14 protein-coding genes are annotated in these 18,306 nt (G+C 40.8%); 12 read left to right on the top strand and 2 right to left on the bottom strand.

Features of this window, described 5'->3' with window-relative positions:
- The first annotated feature begins 311 nt into the window (after window positions 1–311).
- From BIY37_RS02865 to BIY37_RS02835, 6 genes are all read left to right on the top strand, one after another.
- Window positions 312–3,908: a mechanosensitive ion channel domain-containing protein gene (locus tag BIY37_RS02865; RefSeq protein WP_179129245.1), complete on the top strand. Its 3,597-nt coding sequence runs from the start codon at window positions 312–314 to the stop codon at window positions 3,906–3,908.
- Window positions 3,909–4,138: 230 nt separating this feature from the next.
- Window positions 4,139–5,284, top strand: coding sequence for a DUF481 domain-containing protein (locus BIY37_RS02860; protein WP_179129243.1), 1,146 nt, complete (start codon window positions 4,139–4,141; stop codon window positions 5,282–5,284).
- Window positions 5,285–5,402: 118 nt separating this feature from the next.
- Window positions 5,403–6,032, top strand: a complete 630-nt coding sequence (locus tag BIY37_RS02855) for a metallopeptidase family protein (protein ID WP_070066331.1) — start codon at window positions 5,403–5,405, stop codon at window positions 6,030–6,032.
- 720 nt (window positions 6,033–6,752) lie between these two features.
- Window positions 6,753–7,325 (top strand): Lcl C-terminal domain-containing protein, encoded by a 573-nt coding sequence (locus BIY37_RS02850; protein ID WP_070066330.1) that lies wholly within the window; start codon window positions 6,753–6,755, stop codon window positions 7,323–7,325.
- 111 nt (window positions 7,326–7,436) lie between these two features.
- Complete coding sequence (locus BIY37_RS02845; protein WP_070066329.1) at window positions 7,437–7,931, top strand: YajQ family cyclic di-GMP-binding protein; 495 nt, start codon at window positions 7,437–7,439, stop codon at window positions 7,929–7,931.
- Between the two features lie 515 nt (window positions 7,932–8,446).
- Window positions 8,447–9,454 carry a hypothetical protein gene (locus BIY37_RS02835; protein ID WP_143299138.1) on the top strand — a complete coding sequence of 336 codons (1,008 nt, stop codon included), beginning with the start codon at window positions 8,447–8,449 and terminating at the stop codon, window positions 9,452–9,454.
- Between the two features lie 609 nt (window positions 9,455–10,063).
- On the opposite strand, the gene larC is transcribed toward BIY37_RS02835, so the two are convergent.
- A complete protein-coding gene (larC, locus tag BIY37_RS02830; protein ID WP_070066326.1) occupies window positions 10,064–11,275 on the bottom strand; it encodes a nickel pincer cofactor biosynthesis protein LarC in 1,212 nt (403 codons plus the stop codon).
- Window positions 11,276–11,460: 185 nt separating this feature from the next.
- On the opposite strand from larC, the gene nadD reads away from it, so the two are divergent.
- The 5 genes from nadD (at window position 11,461) to BIY37_RS02805 (ending at window position 15,378) form a co-directional block, all read left to right on the top strand.
- Window positions 11,461–12,126: a nicotinate-nucleotide adenylyltransferase gene (gene nadD / locus BIY37_RS02825; protein WP_070066336.1), complete on the top strand. Its 666-nt coding sequence runs from the start codon at window positions 11,461–11,463 to the stop codon at window positions 12,124–12,126.
- 27 nt (window positions 12,127–12,153) lie between these two features.
- The gene (locus tag BIY37_RS02820; RefSeq protein WP_070066325.1) at window positions 12,154–12,669 is read left to right on the top strand and encodes a hypothetical protein; all 516 of its coding nucleotides are present in this window, start codon (window positions 12,154–12,156) and stop codon (window positions 12,667–12,669) included.
- Window positions 12,670–12,784: 115 nt separating this feature from the next.
- A complete protein-coding gene (locus tag BIY37_RS02815) occupies window positions 12,785–13,168 on the top strand; it encodes a thiol-disulfide oxidoreductase DCC family protein (RefSeq protein ID WP_070066324.1) in 384 nt (127 codons plus the stop codon).
- 364 nt (window positions 13,169–13,532) lie between these two features.
- On the top strand, window positions 13,533–13,718 hold the full coding sequence (locus tag BIY37_RS13780; RefSeq protein WP_070066323.1) for a hypothetical protein: 186 nt from the start codon (window positions 13,533–13,535) through the stop codon (window positions 13,716–13,718).
- Window positions 13,719–13,824: 106 nt separating this feature from the next.
- Window positions 13,825–15,378 carry a sensor domain-containing diguanylate cyclase gene (locus BIY37_RS02805; RefSeq protein ID WP_070066322.1) on the top strand — a complete coding sequence of 518 codons (1,554 nt, stop codon included), beginning with the start codon at window positions 13,825–13,827 and terminating at the stop codon, window positions 15,376–15,378.
- Window positions 15,379–15,434: 56 nt separating this feature from the next.
- Here BIY37_RS02805 and murQ read toward each other — a convergent pair whose 3' ends face one another.
- A complete protein-coding gene (gene murQ, locus BIY37_RS02800) occupies window positions 15,435–16,334 on the bottom strand; it encodes an N-acetylmuramic acid 6-phosphate etherase (RefSeq protein WP_070066321.1) in 900 nt (299 codons plus the stop codon).
- On the opposite strand from murQ, the gene uvrC reads away from it, so the two are divergent.
- Window positions 16,333–18,276: an excinuclease ABC subunit UvrC gene (gene uvrC, locus BIY37_RS02795; protein WP_080324794.1), complete on the top strand. Its 1,944-nt coding sequence runs from the start codon at window positions 16,333–16,335 to the stop codon at window positions 18,274–18,276. The two genes, murQ and uvrC, sit on opposite strands and share 2 nt — an antisense overlap.
- The last annotated feature ends 30 nt before the right edge of the window (window positions 18,277–18,306 follow it).

Below are 18,306 nucleotides of genomic sequence, written 5' to 3'. Positions count from 1 at the left end.
ATGCTTCCGGAGATATAAAAATGCAAATTTCACCCACTCATTTCCACGATGACCCATATGAAAGTCCGGCCATCAGCATTTCGTAGGTCATCTGTTGTGAGTGGTAGGGAATATTCATGGGACAAGAGGAAGGTCTGAATTGATAAAACGTTCGCTGCTTTTTTTCTTTGTACGTTCGGATTAGGGGAGAATTAATTATGTTTTTAAAATCGGTATCATCTGAAAAAAATACTTTTATCCTTCCGTCTGCTTCCCGGATGAGGTTCGTCCTATATTTGACTGCTTGCATCGTATGGTTGTGCCCGTGTGTCATGGCACAGATACAAAATACTGAAAAAAAGGACGTAGAAATACGACTTTCAGAAATTGGTGTAACCGTAAAGCCAGAAGACATTGAAAAAGCCAAAATAAAGGAAGAAGAAATAAAGCTCACGGTAGCCAAATCTATAGATGCAATAAGGTCTTTTATATCCGATCTGGAACGGGATGCAAAGGCAATGGAAACTCATCGTGACAAGCTTCAGCAAGAGAGGAATAACTATCTCAGCCTGGGAGCAAACTCGAAATACCTGGAAGTGTTGGATAAAGAACTTGCCGTAGTTAAAGAAAAGATAGATATCGATAACGAACAGATAGAGACATATAAGGACCGGATTGAAGTACTCCATGATCAGTCAAAAGCATATGACGAAGTCGTTATTTTGTTAAAGTCGATATTAAGGTTGGAGGAGACACGCTTAACTTCCACGGAACAAGTCCCCCTGGTGAAAAAAGAGGCCGACATTGCAAAAAGCTACATTGCAGCCGTGCATGCAGGTATCAAAGAGAAAGAATCGGTGATATCTTTTTTTAAGGGCAGATTGGAAGAGATTAAAATTAAGGTGTCGGAAGATGAAAAAACCTTGGCTAAGTATCTGGAATCTTTAAAAACAGAAATCGGAGATACAGAACTAGCTACTACGGTACAGAAAAAAATTGACAGCATTTTACTATGGGAAAAGGCCATCGGCGACCAATGGATTACCCTATTTGAGACGCGATTGGGGACGTCTAAGATCCGTTATGATAAAGCCCTGTTAGAATTGAAATGTGCAGAATTCAATACTGCCTTTTTGATTGAAAAGGGAAAACGTCTGGAAGAAAAGTTAAAGACAGAAGAATTGATAAAGAAACAGGCAGAACTGGAGGCTGCAAAAAGAGCAGAGGAAGAAAGCCGAAGGATCGCCGAAAGGACCAAGTCTGAGATTGAAAAGACCCTGCAGGAAGCGACAAGAAAAAGCGAGGAAATTGCCCTGGAGCAAATGGTGGCGACCTCCCCGGAAAAGAAACGGGTGTTGGAGTTAGAGTCCGATGTCCCCAAACAAGTTGGGCTTATTGCCAAAAGAAAAGATGACCTTATTACAGAAGGTGCACAGAGATACAAAGATGTTACCGAGTATAAAAAGCTAGAGGCCGAAGTTGAGCTCTTATTAAGCAGGGGTGAAACAACAAAAGAGATTGATGAATCCCTGAAAAAAATAGAAACGGATATTAAACGGTTCTCAGAGTCAATTTTGGCAGTAGAAAGTCTTATTTCATCGGTAAGCGAAGAAGAAAAACTCGTTTCTGACAATGTAGCAAAGGCAAAAGAAGAAATATCAAAAGTTGAGAAAGAGGTGTTTTCTTTCACAAACAGAGAATTGGCGCGCCAGGCAATAGAATTTTCAAATAATATTGTGAAAGCATTAGAAGAACAGTCTGAACTTATATCGACGAGACTGGACAGATTACATGAGCGGTTGGAAATAAAACAAAATGCATTGACCTTGCTGAAAAAGACCAAAGAAAAGTTGATCACGTTGAAGGCGGCGAATGTTTGGATAAGAGTAGAAAGTACCATTTCTTTACGGACATTTGAGGCGGTGTATAAGGATCTAGCAGATTGCTATAGTCGACTGGATTCGTTTTATAACGTAATTCCGGCACACGTAAAGAATTTCATGCTGCATATCTCTGATAAAAGGTATACCGTTACTTTTTGGATTAGAGGATGTGGACTAATCGGGCTTATTGCCGTGTTTTATTTTTCAAAAAAATACATTCGCCGATGGACTACGTTTAAAGCGCAGGCACTGTATGAAGCGCCAAATGTATCCTATTACAAATCAAGGCTGTTTCCCAGTCTTTTACTCGTGCTTCAAAAGAGTATAAATGCCATATGGCTTGCCCTCCTTTCTGTATCGATACCCGTCATTCTCGCTGTAAATACTTCTCTAATAACGGCGACGATCTATGTAGTGACCTTTTATGCAGTGTATAAAATCCTCAAATGCTTTCTTGTTGAGTCCTTTAGCCCGGAAAAGGGAGACAAAAAACTCGTAACCTCTTTAGCATATATCTCTCCAAAACATCTGTATAAATCATTAAATATTATCGTCCTGTTTTCCCTTGTTTCTTTATCTTTAATTGCCGTTCTCACTACCTATGGGTACAGAAATGATGTTATCGAATTGCTTTGGTTCGTATATCGGGTAGGAATTTTAATCCTGTTGTTGTGGCTTGCAACGCAAAAATCGCTGATATTCAAATTATTGCCGGGTGCAGAAACTCAATTTGGGAAACTTATTCATCGCATAATAACAATAATCTATCCCATTTTTATAACCTTTGTTGTGTTGTTATTCGAGATAAGAATCCTTGGATATCCGGTACTTTCTTATGTGTTGTTAAAGACGTGTATAAAGAGTTTCGTTGTCGCTGGTATCGCCTTTTGGATATGGAAGTATTTGTATCATCGCCTGGTTTATATAAGAAACAAGCGTCTTAAAAGGGAAAACATCAAGAAAAACACACCTGAGGAGAATCGATTTCATGCCGTTACAGCAATATATCATATTTGGTTAAATTATTTCATTTCGATTGTTGCAACAATAATTATTATTCGCGTATGGGTTGGAACCTTTCGTGATGCTATAGGTTCACCGGCGGCTCCTTATCTGATCCAAAAAATGTTTGGACAGATAAAGACGGTTTTAGAGGCCATTGGTGGGGGGCTAAAGTATCGTCTCTTCTTTGAAGAAGGCAGGTATACAACTCCTATAAAAATCATTATAGCTTTGATTGTACTGTTTGCATCCTTTTTTGTTGCACGACACATAAAAAAGTTGCTTGAGGAAAAAGTATTCTATAAACTTCGTCTGGAACGCGGACTGAAACAGACACTAACTACTCTTACGCGATATATCATCATCGGTATCTCGGCGCTTGTTGGTCTTAGTATCGCAGGAATCCCATTAAGAAGTCTGGCTTTTTTTGCAGGCGCTTTTGGTATCGGTATCGGGTTCGGGATGCAGAATATTATCAGTAATTTTGTCAGTGGGATTATCCTTCTCTTTGAGCGTCCCATGCGCGTTGGGGATGTTATTGCTCTGGAAGATGGCACAATAGGAACAATTGAAAAAATCAGTGCAAGAAGTACAACGATTAACACCCCGGACGAAAGTACCATAACAGTACCCAATTCGAAGTTTATTGAAACCAAGATAATCAACTGGACTCATCCAACAACACGAATGAGGGGTTTTGTGAAGGTAGGGGTACAGCATGGTTCCGATACATCGTTGGTAAAAAAATGTTTACTGGAAGTTGCCAAACAGAATCCAAATGTAAAGACGTATCCCGAACCTTTTGTGCGATTCTCTGAATTTGGTGACTTTGCGCTGAAATTTGAATTATATTTCTGGGCAAACGATCCCGGAAAACGCTGGTATGTTATGAGTGAGCTTAATTTTGCCATTGACGAAATATTTAAAAAGAATCATATTAAAATTGCCCTTCCGCAGTATGATGTTCATATACATTCATTAGCGCCTTTTAAGAAAGAATCTATGCCGGAGTATTTAAATGGAAAAATAGACGAGAATAAGTAATGTTTCTTATTCTATTTCTTCCTATCTCCCTGTGGTAATCCAATTAATATTCTCAAGGTTGTTGTGATATAAACTGCGCGTTTTTTGCGTCATGGTGATAGTAGATGTCTTTGATTTGGGTAACACTCAGTGCAAAGAGGAGGCGTTTGTTGAAAAGGCAGCCCTGTTGTATAGAATGCAATGGGCGGATTCCTTTCAGCTTGTTAAGGTTGGAAAGTGAGGAGTTAAAGGTGTTTGTTAGAAAAAGAAATATTTGCTTATTACCTGTGGTTGCATTTTCCGTGATGTGGGTACGTCTTGTCGGAATGGCATATTCAGATGAGATAAAAATGGTTGATGGTACGGTTTTAGAGGGAGAGATAATAAAAGTCGACGGGGAATTGATCTCTCTGCGGAGGAGGGACGGCAGTGTGAGTGGTCTTCAAATGAAGGATGTAACTCTTATTTCCAGGGGTAATGAGATCAGCATAATAAGCCGTCAAGGTGAGAAACTATCTGTTCTGAGAATACCAAAGTCAGAGAATTTCTCAATGAATGATGTTGTTTGGATTAAGAAAGATACCTTAACCTTGCAGGATCTGGGAACGGAAACGACAAACGTTGCTGCAAAGGTAGGCACGCCGGAAGCAAAAAACGACGCAGCGCAACCGTCAGTCGCCATTGATGAAAAAAATGCTCCGGCAGAAACAAAAACAGTTACGGCGCCACCAAAAACGTGGAAGGGGCATATTGATGCGGGACTCACCGCAAAAGATGGAAATACGGAATCGACAACAGCTAATCTAAAAGGAGGGTATGCCAACGAAAGAGAGTGTGATAATATTTACTTTGACGCGATTGCTTTATATGAAATCGTTACCAACAGGGATACAAATGTTGACGAGGTGACGGTCAATGAGCAAAGAGCTACGGGGAAATATGAGTACAAGCATACGCCCAGATTTTACTCATTCTTTAACCAGTACCTTGAACACGATGAAATTGAAAGCCTAAATTATCGGTCCATCTCATCGCCGGGCGTTGGATACCGGTTTCTTGATAGTGAGCGCTTAAAATACAAAGCGGAAGCGGGGCCGGCTTATACGCTTGAAAGATTTCATGGCGGAATTACCGAGGATTCTTTGGGTGTAAGGGTTGGTCAGCGTTTGGATTGGCAATTCTGGCGCGATACAAAATTTTATGCAAAATCGGAATTCGTAGAAAGTGCTGAAGATACTAACGATTGGCGTGTGTATTCTGGCCTGGGATTGCGGCATAATCTGACAAAGTCCATTGCCGTGAGCTTCGAATATCTCGATCAGTATAACAACATGCCAGCAGAGGGAAAAATGAAAGAAGACAGGACGTTTATTGGTAGTGTAGGGTATAACTTTTAAATAGTACGTTGTAGGTATGGTCGCAGATATGGAACTGCTAAGATGTTTACATTGTGGCGAGACATATCGTCCCGATCCGTTTTATCAGGATAAAGGTACGAGATGCTCTGGCTGCGGTATGAAATTGATCCCCCTCGTTACTGATAAAACGATTGCGGGTGATGCGAACGAGTTGATTGCCTTATTGGGATATTTTGGAATTATTGCTCTTGTTGGAGCAGTTGGCGGGATCATGGTGGTGCACGGTTGGAATTTCTGGGTTACCTTTGTCATGCTCGGAGGAATAATTTTCTTCATAGCAAAACTGTTCATAGAGAAATACAAAATCGACCGCACAAAGGAACGTATATCGAGTAAATACATTCCTGATCACCTGGTCTTGGGACATGTGCCTGTTTTTGATCAACTGGTTGCTGAGGCAATGAATGAATTGCCAGAAAGCTTAAAGGATCGTTTGTCCAACGTGTCCGTCGTTATTGAGGATCAGCCAAGCAATTTCATAGTGAAAAAATTTGGACTCACGAAGAACAAAGTATTACTTGGACTCTTTCAGGGTGTACCGCTAAATAAAAAGAGTGTATGGCAATCCGTAACGATGCCGGAAAGGATTACTATTTTCCAGAGAAACATTGAAAATCTCTGCCATTCTGATGCAGAAATCAAACAAAAGATAAAAGAGGTAGTACGTCACGAGGTCGCACATTTTGTTGGCTTTACCGAGGACGGAATAAAGGAGATGGGGTATTAAACTCTGGAGTAAATGGCTAAAATAGTATGAATTTCAACCAGTCTTGAAAAACATCCGGGAAAGGTGTTTTTTTTTGTTTGCAGTTTTAGTAAAAAATGAAATTTGCTATCCGCCAGAAGGAAGAGGCAAAACCCCACCTAGCCATCTCCGTAACGGGTTACAGGGTGCCACTGATAAACTTTGTTTGTCAATGCGATATAATCCAAAATCCCAATATGTTCAAACAACATGGACAAACAAGTTTGTCCATGCCATCCTGTAACCGAAGACATAATTTATTCTCCCTCCGGTTACAGAGAGATTAAGGGGGAAAAAGGGAGGACATCCTTTGGTGGTTGGTGTTGCGGAATAATGGAAGGTATTATAGTATTGCCGTGTAAAATCTTTCTTTTTTACAAGTTTTTTTATACCCCCCTTCGCTCCCTTTGACTTTGCTGTGATGGTTCGATAGCCTTACCATGCACGGTGCAACATGTCGTTTGGGTGAAGACAGAACATAAAAGACTTTTTTGTGAGTTCATTCGAACGGCCGATGCTACATAGGGTGAGCGCAAAGAATGCTGTTATTACGAAAGAAGCGAAGCAATCCAGACTTAAGAGATAGTTTCGGGCTATTGCCTTTGCAATACACTTGTACGCATACTTATTTACTGTATTTATCCCGGAGAGGTATATCAATAATCATCGTAATGTATCTTTTATTTTTTGAAGGAGAGAGAAATGATGGAACTGAAGAGTAAGAATTTGTTATGGTTATTGTCTGTATTAATAGTTTCTGTAACGTATTGTGGGTTTGCTAGTGCGGGCGGTCTGGAGTCCTCCGCTCTTTCCGGGCAAACCATAAGGGCAACGAAGGAACTTCAACCCGCATGGAGCAAGAAGATAAAGAAGGCATCAAAGCGTTTTCAAATCGTACTGGACGGGGCAGGCGTGCTGGATAAAGAGACGGGGCTTGTGTGGGAGAAGTCTCCGGATACAGAAGCCAGAACGTGGGCTGATGCTGTGTCTTATGCCTATACCAAGAGTGTGGGAGGTCGTAAAGGATGGCGGTTACCTACGATTGAGGAGTTGTCAAGTCTGGTAGATCCAACGCAGAACAGTCCTGCCTTGCCCAGTGACCATCCCTTTACCAATGTGCAGTCGGACAGCTATTGGTCGTCTACTACCAACGTTAGCCTTACCAGCGCCGCGTGGCACGTATATTTTGACGATGGTTACGTGGGCGACCGCGATAAGGCCCACGATTATTACGTATGGTGTGTCCGAGGCGGACACGGCTATGATGCTTATTAATTTGGTAAGTTGTGTGATTTGCTTATTTGGGGGGACGGAGGGTGTCCTCCTGCCCATACAGTAGTGCAGGCCCAGCCTGCAGTTCACTTATATTTTAAGGAGACGCCGCCTATGGCAGAAACACATTCATTCGATATTGTCTGTAAGATAGAAATGCACGAAGTGAATAACGCCGTTGATCAGGCTAAAAAACAACTCGCGGTACGATATGACTTTAAAGGGAGCAAGTCATCTCTTACGTTAAATAGTGACAACACAATCACGCTAATTGCAGATGACGATTATAAGATGGGGAGTCTGACAGAGATTGTAAAAGAGAAACTTGAAAAGAGGGGTATCCCTCAGAAGGCCCTTAACTTTGGGAAATCAGAGAATGCGTTGGGTGGCACTATCCGGCAGGTTCTTAGCTTTCAATCTGGCATACCGATGGAAAAAGCCAAAGAACTAGTAAAATTTGTCAAGGGTCTGAAACTCAAAGTGCAGGCTCAGATACAGGAAGACAAGGTGCGGATCTCAGGGCAGAAGATTGATGATTTACAAACAGTCATCAAGGCAATTAAGGATCAGAATTATGATTTTGCCATGCAATTTATTAATTACAAATAACGTTTAGCGAAAACCGGTCAGCAAGGCAAAGCCTTGTTGTATAGTGAAGAGACCAAATTATCTTTGTGTAAAATTTAATTTGACAAAAAGTGTGCTACAGTAGTTACTGTTTAACCTAAATTCTGCAAATGATTTTCGTGCAGTGAAAATCAGCCCTTTATAACCGTAGAACAGACTGACCCTCTGATGAATGTGATAGAAATGCTGTTAGAAGATGACCGGCATCAACAACATCATTGAGTGCGCCAAAATAGTGTATCGGCCTGTAAAGTGACCAAAAGGGCATCCGTATTTGAGAAAAAGAAACGAGAAATGAACAAGACAGCCAACACTCTTTCTATAAAACTATGGCCATTCTTACTATGTGATGGTAACCAATTATGGAGGCATCTCCGGGATCTTATAAATATCCATGCAAAGCGAGAAAAATGCGAGAAGAGGATTTGTCTGTTCACGAATAAGTTTCTTAGCTATTTTTCGATAGACGGGTTTTTTGCAAGATAGGCATGCCTATTATGTGCGCAACTAGCCCGGAACTTGATTGTATCAGAATATTTCATTATATAAGCGGATTACAGGGTGGCACTGACAAACTTTGTTTGTCAGTGGATATATTCCAAATCCGTGCGTATATTCAAACAATCAAAAAAAAGGTTGAAAGTAAATTTTGCAAAAAGCTAGAATCTGGCCTGAGGATTGAATTATATGTCTCTGAACAAGGCCTGGCTCTTCTGGAACCCAATCCTGGAATTGACGGAGTCGCGAAGGAATTGGATCGCGTGCGCCTCGGGTTGGAGCAATTGACAGCGAAAGAGTGTCTTAATAACTTGACTGATTTGCAAGTCCGGCTCAGTAGAGTCGGAGGCAAAATGATAACGACACTTATAGCATCCCAGAGTATTTTGCCAGAAGTTCGTCTGTCTGCCGCTAAACGCTCAGGGGAAAAAGAAGCTATAGCTTTAGCCCGCCGTCTCATGTCAGTGCCCCGACCAATAAAAGTTACTTCGCTTACCCCGCCTGATGAATTGCATGTAGATCGTCAGGTTGTACTGGAATTAAGCGATCTCGATCCATCATGGGGAATCGGAGTAAATATTATCATCGATTTCGGTGACGGTACGCCGTATGCAAAATTTACAGCAGAACAAATCCGCCATGGCACACGTCTGACACATCGATTCAAACGGCCAAAACAGATGGAGGTTCATGCCTTCGTTGCCGAAGATTTTATACCTGGTACACTATCCTCTGTAGGAAAAATACTCGGTGAAGGTAAAGTTAAATTGGAAATCTTACCTTCATCCATTCATGCGGCTCAGGCGTTAGCAGACCGATTTCTGAATCTCCGTTTTTGTCTTGCCCTGATTATCGGACTATTGATACAAGGCTGGCGATTTTATGGTAAGCGCCCTTTTGGTATCATGAACAGGGACTACTTGGAGGCCTTTGCCCTGGGTATTGGAATTGATGCAAGCACATTAGGATTGACTGAAGTGCTTACAAAATTAGGGTTATCTATTTGAGTATCTGAAATCGTCATACCCAAATCTTTAGTCAGTAAAATTTGGTAAGAAGAGCAGTTCAACCAAAGATTTAACTAGCTGTAGATGGGCTCAGGTAAATACGGTTTTTTATTGATATGATTTATATGTATTTGTGCATATAATGAAAGTATTTAAAAACGTTTACCAGGCTAATTCCTGAGCTAAACCACTCGCCAGGCGGGTAGTTTGGCTCAGGAATTATTAGGGCGCATGGAGGATGATGTACTTGGATTTGTGAGCCTTACGAATGCCCTCTTGATGAATAATTCGGCTGAAAACAATATCAGGATGACAAAGATTCAGTAGAAGATATTAAGATGCTTCCGTTCTCTGGACAGAGTTAGGATTTTCCGCTGTATTCGCGGTTAGCTCTCACCTTGTTAAAAATAAGGGGCAAATTTGTACCGGGCGTTACAGATGTTATTTTGTAGTGAATTGTCTGATTTTGCCAACTCATAGTGATTGAAAATAAGAATACGCTGAATAGTTATGGCGCTTAACTGGTTTGAGATAGTATTCTCTGTTGGTTTTGCTGAGTAGTTGACAAATAAACAGGATAGACCAATCAGAGGGAATTGCTTAAAGAAATTATAGTTTCCCGAAAGCCTGCGAAATCGTATTATAGACTTGCTTGAGGGGGATGCCCTTTTCCTCAGCGATTTTCTTGCAGTCTTCATATTCAGGAGAAATGCTTTTGATATCACCGTTCAATGTTCCGATCTTCATTTGTATTTTCCCCAACGGGCTATCGAATTCTTTAAATTCACGTGTGAGTGTTTTACGTGCTACCTTGTGTTTTCTGATACCGAATGTAGTCGTTTGATTGAAGAAAACCGATTCTACCGGCAATAGGTTTAGTTCAGGAACAATGGCGCTGATCATTGTTCCAGGTCGTTCCTTCTTCATCTGAATTGATGTGAAGTAGACATCCACGGCCCCTGCCTGAAACAATTTATCCATGGCGTAGCCCAGCATCTCACCCGGCATATTGTCGATATTAGTTTCGACAATCCAAACTTCGTCGGATTCAGTGCTGGGGGTTGTTTCACCGATGAATATGCGTAGTAAATTGGGGATATTGGGATTGTCATGAGTGCCTGCTCCGTAGCCGATCTGAAGGATTTTCATCTCAGGATTTGTCCTTAGTCCTTCTCCCAGGGTTGTTATTATAGCAGCACCGGTGGGGGTGGTTAGTTCTTTTTCTACCGGGACTGATTTCAGCAAATGGTTCTTCAGAAGTTCCGCAGTTGCAGGGGTTGGAACCGGGAATGTGCCGTGTTCGCAGATGGTGTATCCGCATCCCGTGGGAACGGGAGAAAAATAGATCTTCTCAATTCCCATGTGTTTGATGGCGATTGCGGAGCCGACGATATCAACTATTGAGTCAATCGCGCCAACCTCATGAAAATGAACTTTTTCTATCGTCGTGTTGTGCACCTTCGCCTCAACAGTTGCGAGCCTCTTGAAGATTTTGATGCTGTAGTTTTTGATTTCATCATGGAGTGGACTTTTTTCTATCATGAACTGGATATCAGAAAATTTTAAGTGCGAATGATGGTGGTGGTGATGGCTGTCATGAGGCATATGTGTGTGGTCATGACCCGACGGGATTACTACGTGGACTTTTGTACCGCTTATTCCCGCACGTTTCACTTTTTCTGTTGATAGTTTATAGCCGTGGAGATGAAGTTGGGCGAGTTGGTCCTTCAGGAGGTTGGCATCGAGTCCTGCGTCTACAAACGCCCCGAGGGTCATATCGCCGCTGATACCGGAAAAGCAGTCAAAGTACGCAATTTTCAAGGGAATATTTTTTTTAATAAATATGCGGGGTTACCATTTCGTATTTCAGATGCTAACACACACGTTATTCTGAGTCAATGAAAAACAGCCCATTTTTATTGACTTCTCCACGTTCGTTTATATAATGCAGCTGTGAATGGGAGCGTTTACTTTGTCTCGTGATGGCGGTATTGCTTGAGATTAACATGGATATTGGTATATTTGGCGGATCGTTTAACCCAATTCATATTGGACATCTTATTGTAGCTGAAGAGGTTTATCAGCAAAGGCGATTGTCGAAGGTTATATTTATTCCGACAGGGATATCCCCCCATAAGGAGGAAAGGGATTTGCTTGATTCTTTTCATCGGTATCAGATGGTAAAGTACGCAATAAAAGACAACGAACATTTTGATGTGTCTGATATAGAAATTAAACGGACTGGGAAATCGTATACCATTGATACTGTAAGTGCTCTAAAGGAGATGTATGGAAAAAATCATAATTTGTTTCTGATTATGGGTACGGATATGATCAGCGAAATAAGCACCTGGAAGGATATTAACATACTTTCCGGGATCTGTTATTTTGTTGTCGTTAACCGATTCCCGATCAAAGCAAATGGGAGTGGTTCTCCATACTCTTTTCCATGGGAAAGCTTCCGGGGAATGGAGTTGTTTTCTCATGAGAAAACAGCGGAGATTGAACGATTAAAAGTTATAATACCGCACATTGGTATATCGTCAACAGAGATCAGGATGAGACTGCAGAGGGGACAGAGTATAAGGTATCTAGTTCCCCGCTGTGTGGCAGAGTATATCGAGGCTCATAAAATATATACGAAAACATACGGGGAATTTGATCACTCCTGAGAAATCATATAATAGGAGGAAATAGTTATGGGATATCTTCATTATATAGTAGCAATACTTTTGTTTTCTTCCGTAAATGCGGCGACCCTTGCTCAGGGCAATATTGTAGACTATTTTTTAAAAGACCCGAAGGCTTGGGATGATACAAAAAAAATCATTCATAAGACTCCGACAAAAGTTATTATTACAGATGGATGTCAGGAACTGGGTTTTAATCTGACAGAATTAACGGAGGGTGACGAAGTAGCATTGATTTTTATAACTACCCAAAGGTCTGAAAAATTAAAGCAAAAGGGATTTTGTAATGCAGGAGATAAACTGCTACCCGGTTTAAACAGGGTTGTATCGGTTATTACCAGAAATTCCGGTGACCGCACCCGATTTCACTATAAATTTATCCTCCAAAAAAATATCAACAATACACCTATTTCGATTTACAATAACGGCAACGCCGTTCTGGAAAGCAGGTATGATGGCAGTCAACCGGTAAAAGATATTTCTAATTTATCGGGAATTGAACTTTGTGAAATTGAAATCCGTTAGTTGGTTTACATTTGCTGCGAGCTGGTTTCCGTATTCTTAAACTTTACTGTAAATGGATTGATGATTGATTTTTTTAAGATGTTAAAATTATTAAAAGATTCTTGATGTTTCAGGCATGCGAAAACTGGAAACGGTGGTACTTATTTATGACGACAAGTGCAGCTTATGTCGTGGATGCATGAAATGGATTGAATTGCATGCTATCCGAAGTAACGCCTTTGAATTTATTCCTTGCCGATCAGAAGAACGGAGACGTAGATTTCCAGAAATGAGTGAAGAAACCTGTTTGGAGTCCTTTCAATTAGTGCTTTTCCACAAACAGATTCTTGCCGGTGATAAGGCATTGCCGGAGATAGTAATCCGGTTAAAAGGATTCCGGTGGTTATATGTACTATTCCAATTCCCAGTAAGCAGAAATTGCCTGTGTACAGCCTATCGATGGGTTTCCAATAACAGGTACATTATTTCACAGACCATAAAACCTCTTATTCAGGAATAAAGACCTTAAAAAATGGCTTAAGTGTCAGATAAATCGATTGTAAGGTTGAGTTCCAGAATGAGCAATATCCGTGACATATCTCAAGGTTATTTGCCCCAAATCATTATGCAGCATTCCCTCCCAGACGTATAAGAAAATGATATTTTACGAGTATAATATTATGGCAAGAAATGCCGATATATATATACAATCAGTTTTACCTTTATGTTCAGTGTGAATTGTTAACTTTGTGAGTTTTGTTTCTTCACGGGTTATAGATATCATAATGCAGCAAAGTTCTTATTATTAAATGAGAGACAGTAAATACTTACACATAAAGAAGTTTTAAAGATAATGTTATAAACGAAAGGACGGAGTTTTTAACATGAAATTTGCTTTATATCTAATAGATGCACTGGTATTTTTGCTCGGTGTCAGGAAAAAAAAGGCTAAAAATTCATTTCACGAGGTTGATGTATTTACCTTCTTCCTAATAACCTTGATTCTCATGAGCAGTATAATGATTGTTGAAGCTATAAATTCTTTGAAACAGGAATTTAATCTAAAATAAACATAACCTTATAAATCGTAGATAAAAAGCAAATGAGTCCGATGCTTAATAAGGAAGATATTAAATGAAAACCGCATTTTATACTGCTTGATGCAAGTATCAAACTATGGAAAAAGACGAAGTCATAAAATTTGTATTAAAATCAGAGTCGCTGCCTACCTTACCAGCAGTTGCATGGAAGCTCGTTTCCATTTCATCCCAGGAAGAAATAGGAATGAAAGAAATTGCAAACCTGGTCTCGAAAGATGCCTCCCTGTCTGCAAAAGTATTAAAAATTGCCAATTCGGCACTGTACAATTTCCCCGTTAAAATAAACAATGTACATCAGGCAGCCTCAAGGATTGGTTTAAATGCAATTCGAAGTCTGGTACTTTCCTTTTCGTTTTTATCAATGAAGGTAAAGAACGGTAAGGATATTTTTGATTATGAAAAATTTTGGGAAAGATCCCTTTCGAATGCAGTTGCGGCGAAGCTTATTGTGACGGAGTCTGGGAAATTCAATGGGGAAGAGGTTTTCATTGCTGGACTCTTGCAAGACATAGGAGTGCTGATTGTGGCTAGCTGTTTTCCGCAGGAGTATGCGCGATTATTAACGGAAACGACCAATGGCGAAAAAGACACTATTGAAATGGAAGAACACATAATTGGTGCAGATCACGCATGCATTGGATATGAGGTTACCAAAAGATGGGGATTTCCGCCTGAGTTATCCATTCCTATTTATTATCATCATCGTCCTCACGACTATAAGGGCAATGATAACAAGCACCGGTTCGCCATCAATGTCGTCTATTTATCAGGAATATTCGCGAATATTCTTTGTTCAAATAACCCCAAGTGGTATCACCAAAGATTTCTAGAGGTATCAAAGGAAACATTCGGTTTTGATGAGAAAGTTGTTAGCAGGATACTGGAGCATGCTATTACAGAAATCAATCAGACTACTGCATTATTTGGCCTTCATACCAAGGAGTACAAATCAATTGAGGAGATTCTGCAAGAGGCGAATACATCGCTTAGCAGTATAAACTTAACATACGATCAAATAAACAGGGAACTTATTGATACCAAGGAGCGATTACAAAAGCTTACCAAAGAACTTGAGGAAAAAAATAAACACCTTGAAAAACTTGCACAGCTGGATAGCTTAACAGAAGTATATAACCATGGTTGTTTTCAAAAGATGCTTGGCAACCAAGTTAGCTTGGCAACTCGCAATATTTTACCTCTGAGTTTAATCATGCTTGATATTGACAATTTCAAAAATTTTAATGACAATTACGGACATCCGGTTGGTGACGCTATTTTAAAGGAATTGTGCACGTTGATGAAAAAATCGCTCAGGGATTATGATATGCTTTTTCGGTACGGAGGTGAAGAATTTGCTATTCTTCTTATTGATACATCCGATCGCGATGCCTGGTTTATGGCTGAACGATTGCGGGAATCAATTGCTGGGCATACCTTTATCATTCATAATCACAAATATAACGTGACGGCAAGTTTTGGAGTGGCAGGAATAATTCCTGCACTTGATGATCTTACAAAAAAAGATCTTATTGTTTTTGCAGACGCTGCTCTTTTTGAATCTAAAAAGGTAGGCCGCAACAAAGTTACGGTGTATGATCAGAAAAAATATCTACTAGCTCAACCACTTTAAAAGTAGCGAGAGCCTCTGTTCTCTTTCGTGTTTTTTCAAAGTCTCGCTTTGCATGGTTATTGCAAGACTTTTCTTACAAATCCGCCCTGTGCATCCAGTCTTTTTTTTGCCTCTGTGTAATCAATTCCCAGTATTTGCATAGCTATAGCAACCTTTGCATTCCCAAAGGCTGCTTCTAGTAATTTTTTTGCGTCTTCACGGTTTATGCCGGTAACCAGCATAATAATGCGCTCTGCCCGGTCTGTTAATTTTATATTTGTAGCCCGGAGATCCACCATAAGGTTCTCATAGACCTTTCCAATTTTAATCATCGAAGTTGTGGTCAGCATGTTTAAGATAAGTTTTGTAGCTGTACCTGCCTTCATTCGGGTAGATCCGGTTATGACCTCGGGGCCTGTGATTGGCCTGATGATGATGTCGACATCAAAATGCGGTGTAGTTTCTTTGTTACAGCAGAGAAAAATCGTTTTAGCATTGCGTTTTTTCGCCTCAAAGAGGGCACCCATTACGTAGGGTGTTGTTCCTCCCGCAGTAATACCTACGACAACATCCTTGTGACTTATCGTTTTTTGCTGGATGTCCTTTACTCCATTTTCAGAAAAATCTTCGGCTCCCTCTATAGATTGAAATACTGCCTTCTTCCCGCCAGCGATGATTCCCGTAATAAGATCGGGATCGGTGCCATAGGTAGGGGGGCATTCTGATGCATCGAGAATACCCAATCTTCCGCTGGTACCAGCGCCGACATACAAAAGTCGCCCACCTTCCCTAAAAGCAGCAACGATCAGATCAACTGCCTTTGCAATACGTTCTCGTTCTTTATGAACGGCGGCAAAGATTCTCGCATCTTCGGCATTGATAATATCAATAATCTCCAGGGTAGTTTTACAGTCGATATTGAGGGTCCTCGGGTTGCGTTGTTCGGTGAGTAATTGAGAACGGTCTTTTGTCTCCATGATAGGCGGGCATGTTACCATTGTCTCAAAAGGTTGTCAAAGAATATTTACAAAGAAATGTCTGCATGTTATAAAGGGATGTATGAAATTAATTAATAAATTGAAAAATCTCCCGGACTCTCCGGGAGTTTATCTTATGAAGAATGCAAAGCATAAGGTAATCTACGTTGGGAAAGCCAAGAATCTCAGGCATCGGGTGAGAAGTTATTTCCAGAGGGAAAGAGGTGGGAGGGCATATGTCGAGTATCTGGTGCGACATGTTGAAGACATCGATTTTGTACTTACGGAAACTGAGAAAGAGGCGCTCATTCTTGAAAATAACCTGATCAAGCAATTTAAGCCAAAATTTAATATTAACCTGCGTGATGACAAGACTTTTATAAGCATAAAACTGGAAGTTAACGCGAAGTTTCCCAGTCCAAAAGTGGTCAGGCAGATTGAGAACGATGGTGCCATGTATTTCGGCCCTTATGCTTCAGCAAAGGCAGTGAGGGAGACATTGCGGTACATTCATGACATTGTTCCTATTCGTAAATGCCCCGATACGGTATTTAAAAAGAGGATGAAACCTTGTCTTTACTATCAAATCCATAAGTGCCTGGGACCGTGTTGTGGTCTTGTGGATGAGGTTGTGTATCGAGAACTGATAGATCAAGTGGTTCTCATTCTAAAGGGCAAACAGGACGACCTTGTCAAGGTATTGAAACAACAGATGCTTGAGGAGTCAAAAGCGCTACGATATGAAAAGGCAGCCAAGATTCGCGATCGTATTCTGGCTATTGAAGAAACTGTGGAAAAACAGAAAATTCATTCTATGACTTTTGTGGATCGCGACGTTTTTGGCTATTACTTGGCGGGCAACGAGGTGTGGATTGAGGTTATGTTTATCCGCTCAGGGAACATGGAGGATATAGCCTCTTATCATTTTTCTGTAAACCATAATGCTATTGAAGAAATATTTCGTTCGTTTCTGAATCAATTTTACAGTCAGACGAGATTTGTTCCTGCAGAGATAATTATACCTGTGGAATCGGCAGATTCAAAGTTGCTTGAAGAATGGCTTACGGAAAGGAAGGGGAAAAAGATTGTGGTAATAAACCCGAAACGCGGAGACAAGGTGCGGCTGATTGAGATGGCGCAAAAAAATGCAGAAAATGCCTACCGGGTATCGCAAACTCATGGGGGTGATTTGGCATTAACCCTCATGACGCTGAAAGAAACCCTGTATCTTAAACAAATACCGGAACGGATCGAATGCTTTGATATCTCAAATATTTCTGGTAAGCAAGCCGTGGGATCCATGGTTACGTTTGAGCAGGGGAAGCCTACTAAATCCAGGTATAAAAAGTTCAAGATTAAAACAGTAGGACAAATCGATGATTATGCTATGATGCACGAAGTGCTGATCCGCAGATACAAACGTGCAGTCGAAGAAAAAGATTTGCCTAACCTAATTATCGTGGATGGAGGTAAGGGCCAGATGGGCGTAGCCCTAAAGGTTTTTGACGAACTGGCGATCGATAACGTCGACTTGGTTGCATTGGCCAAAGGCAAGAAGGAAATCTCTGGGTTGGGCGAAAAAGCCGGTGAACAGATCTTTGTTCCACATAGGTCAGACCCTATTGTACTAGCGCCTTCTTCGCCGGAACTATTACTTCTTGATAAGATACGGGATGAGGCTCACCGATTTGCGGTAGCTTATCACAGGAAGCTTCGTCGCAAGGAATATTATACGTCGCCGCTTGATGAGATTCCCGGGATAGGAATTGTACGCAAAAAGAAACTTATCAGATGCTTTGGCAGTATTGAAGGTATACGAAGCGCCACTATAGAACAATTGGTGGAAATTGGTAAGCTACCGGCAAAATGTGCAACGGAAATCTATCAGTTCTTTCACAAGACAGAGTCGCCAACCGTGAAGAACACAAAACAATTCGAGTAGAGATGCACATAAGGCCGGTTACAAACGGGA

Origin of the sequence: Candidatus Brocadia sapporoensis (assembly GCF_001753675.2) — a bacterium.
GTDB classification, from domain to species: Bacteria; Planctomycetota; Brocadiia; order Brocadiales; family Brocadiaceae; genus Brocadia; species Brocadia sapporoensis.
This window is presented reverse-complemented; position numbering and strand designations above follow the sequence as displayed.

What these genes read in the sequence shown, in the direction of transcription:
- BIY37_RS02835 (WP_143299138.1), top strand. Translation starts at nt 8,447, where the DNA reads ATGTGCGCAACTAGCCCGGAACTTGATTGTATCAGAATATTTCATTAT.
- BIY37_RS02850 (WP_070066330.1), top strand. Translation starts at nt 6,753, where the DNA reads ATGATGGAACTGAAGAGTAAGAATTTGTTATGGTTATTGTCTGTATTA.
- BIY37_RS02820 (WP_070066325.1), top strand. Translation starts at nt 12,154, where the DNA reads ATGGGATATCTTCATTATATAGTAGCAATACTTTTGTTTTCTTCCGTA.
- BIY37_RS02815 (WP_070066324.1), top strand. Translation starts at nt 12,785, where the DNA reads ATGCGAAAACTGGAAACGGTGGTACTTATTTATGACGACAAGTGCAGC.
- BIY37_RS02855 (WP_070066331.1), top strand. Translation starts at nt 5,403, where the DNA reads ATGAAATTGATCCCCCTCGTTACTGATAAAACGATTGCGGGTGATGCG.
- nadD (WP_070066336.1), top strand. Translation starts at nt 11,461, where the DNA reads ATGGATATTGGTATATTTGGCGGATCGTTTAACCCAATTCATATTGGA.
- BIY37_RS02845 (WP_070066329.1), top strand. Translation starts at nt 7,437, where the DNA reads ATGGCAGAAACACATTCATTCGATATTGTCTGTAAGATAGAAATGCAC.
- uvrC (WP_080324794.1), top strand. Translation starts at nt 16,333, where the DNA reads ATGATAGGCGGGCATGTTACCATTGTCTCAAAAGGTTGTCAAAGAATA.
- murQ (WP_070066321.1), bottom strand. Translation starts at nt 16,334, where the DNA reads ATGGAGACAAAAGACCGTTCTCAATTACTCACCGAACAACGCAACCCG.
- BIY37_RS02805 (WP_070066322.1), top strand. Translation starts at nt 13,825, where the DNA reads ATGGAAAAAGACGAAGTCATAAAATTTGTATTAAAATCAGAGTCGCTG.
- BIY37_RS02865 (WP_179129245.1), top strand. Translation starts at nt 312, where the DNA reads ATGGCACAGATACAAAATACTGAAAAAAAGGACGTAGAAATACGACTT.
- BIY37_RS13780 (WP_070066323.1), top strand. Translation starts at nt 13,533, where the DNA reads ATGAAATTTGCTTTATATCTAATAGATGCACTGGTATTTTTGCTCGGT.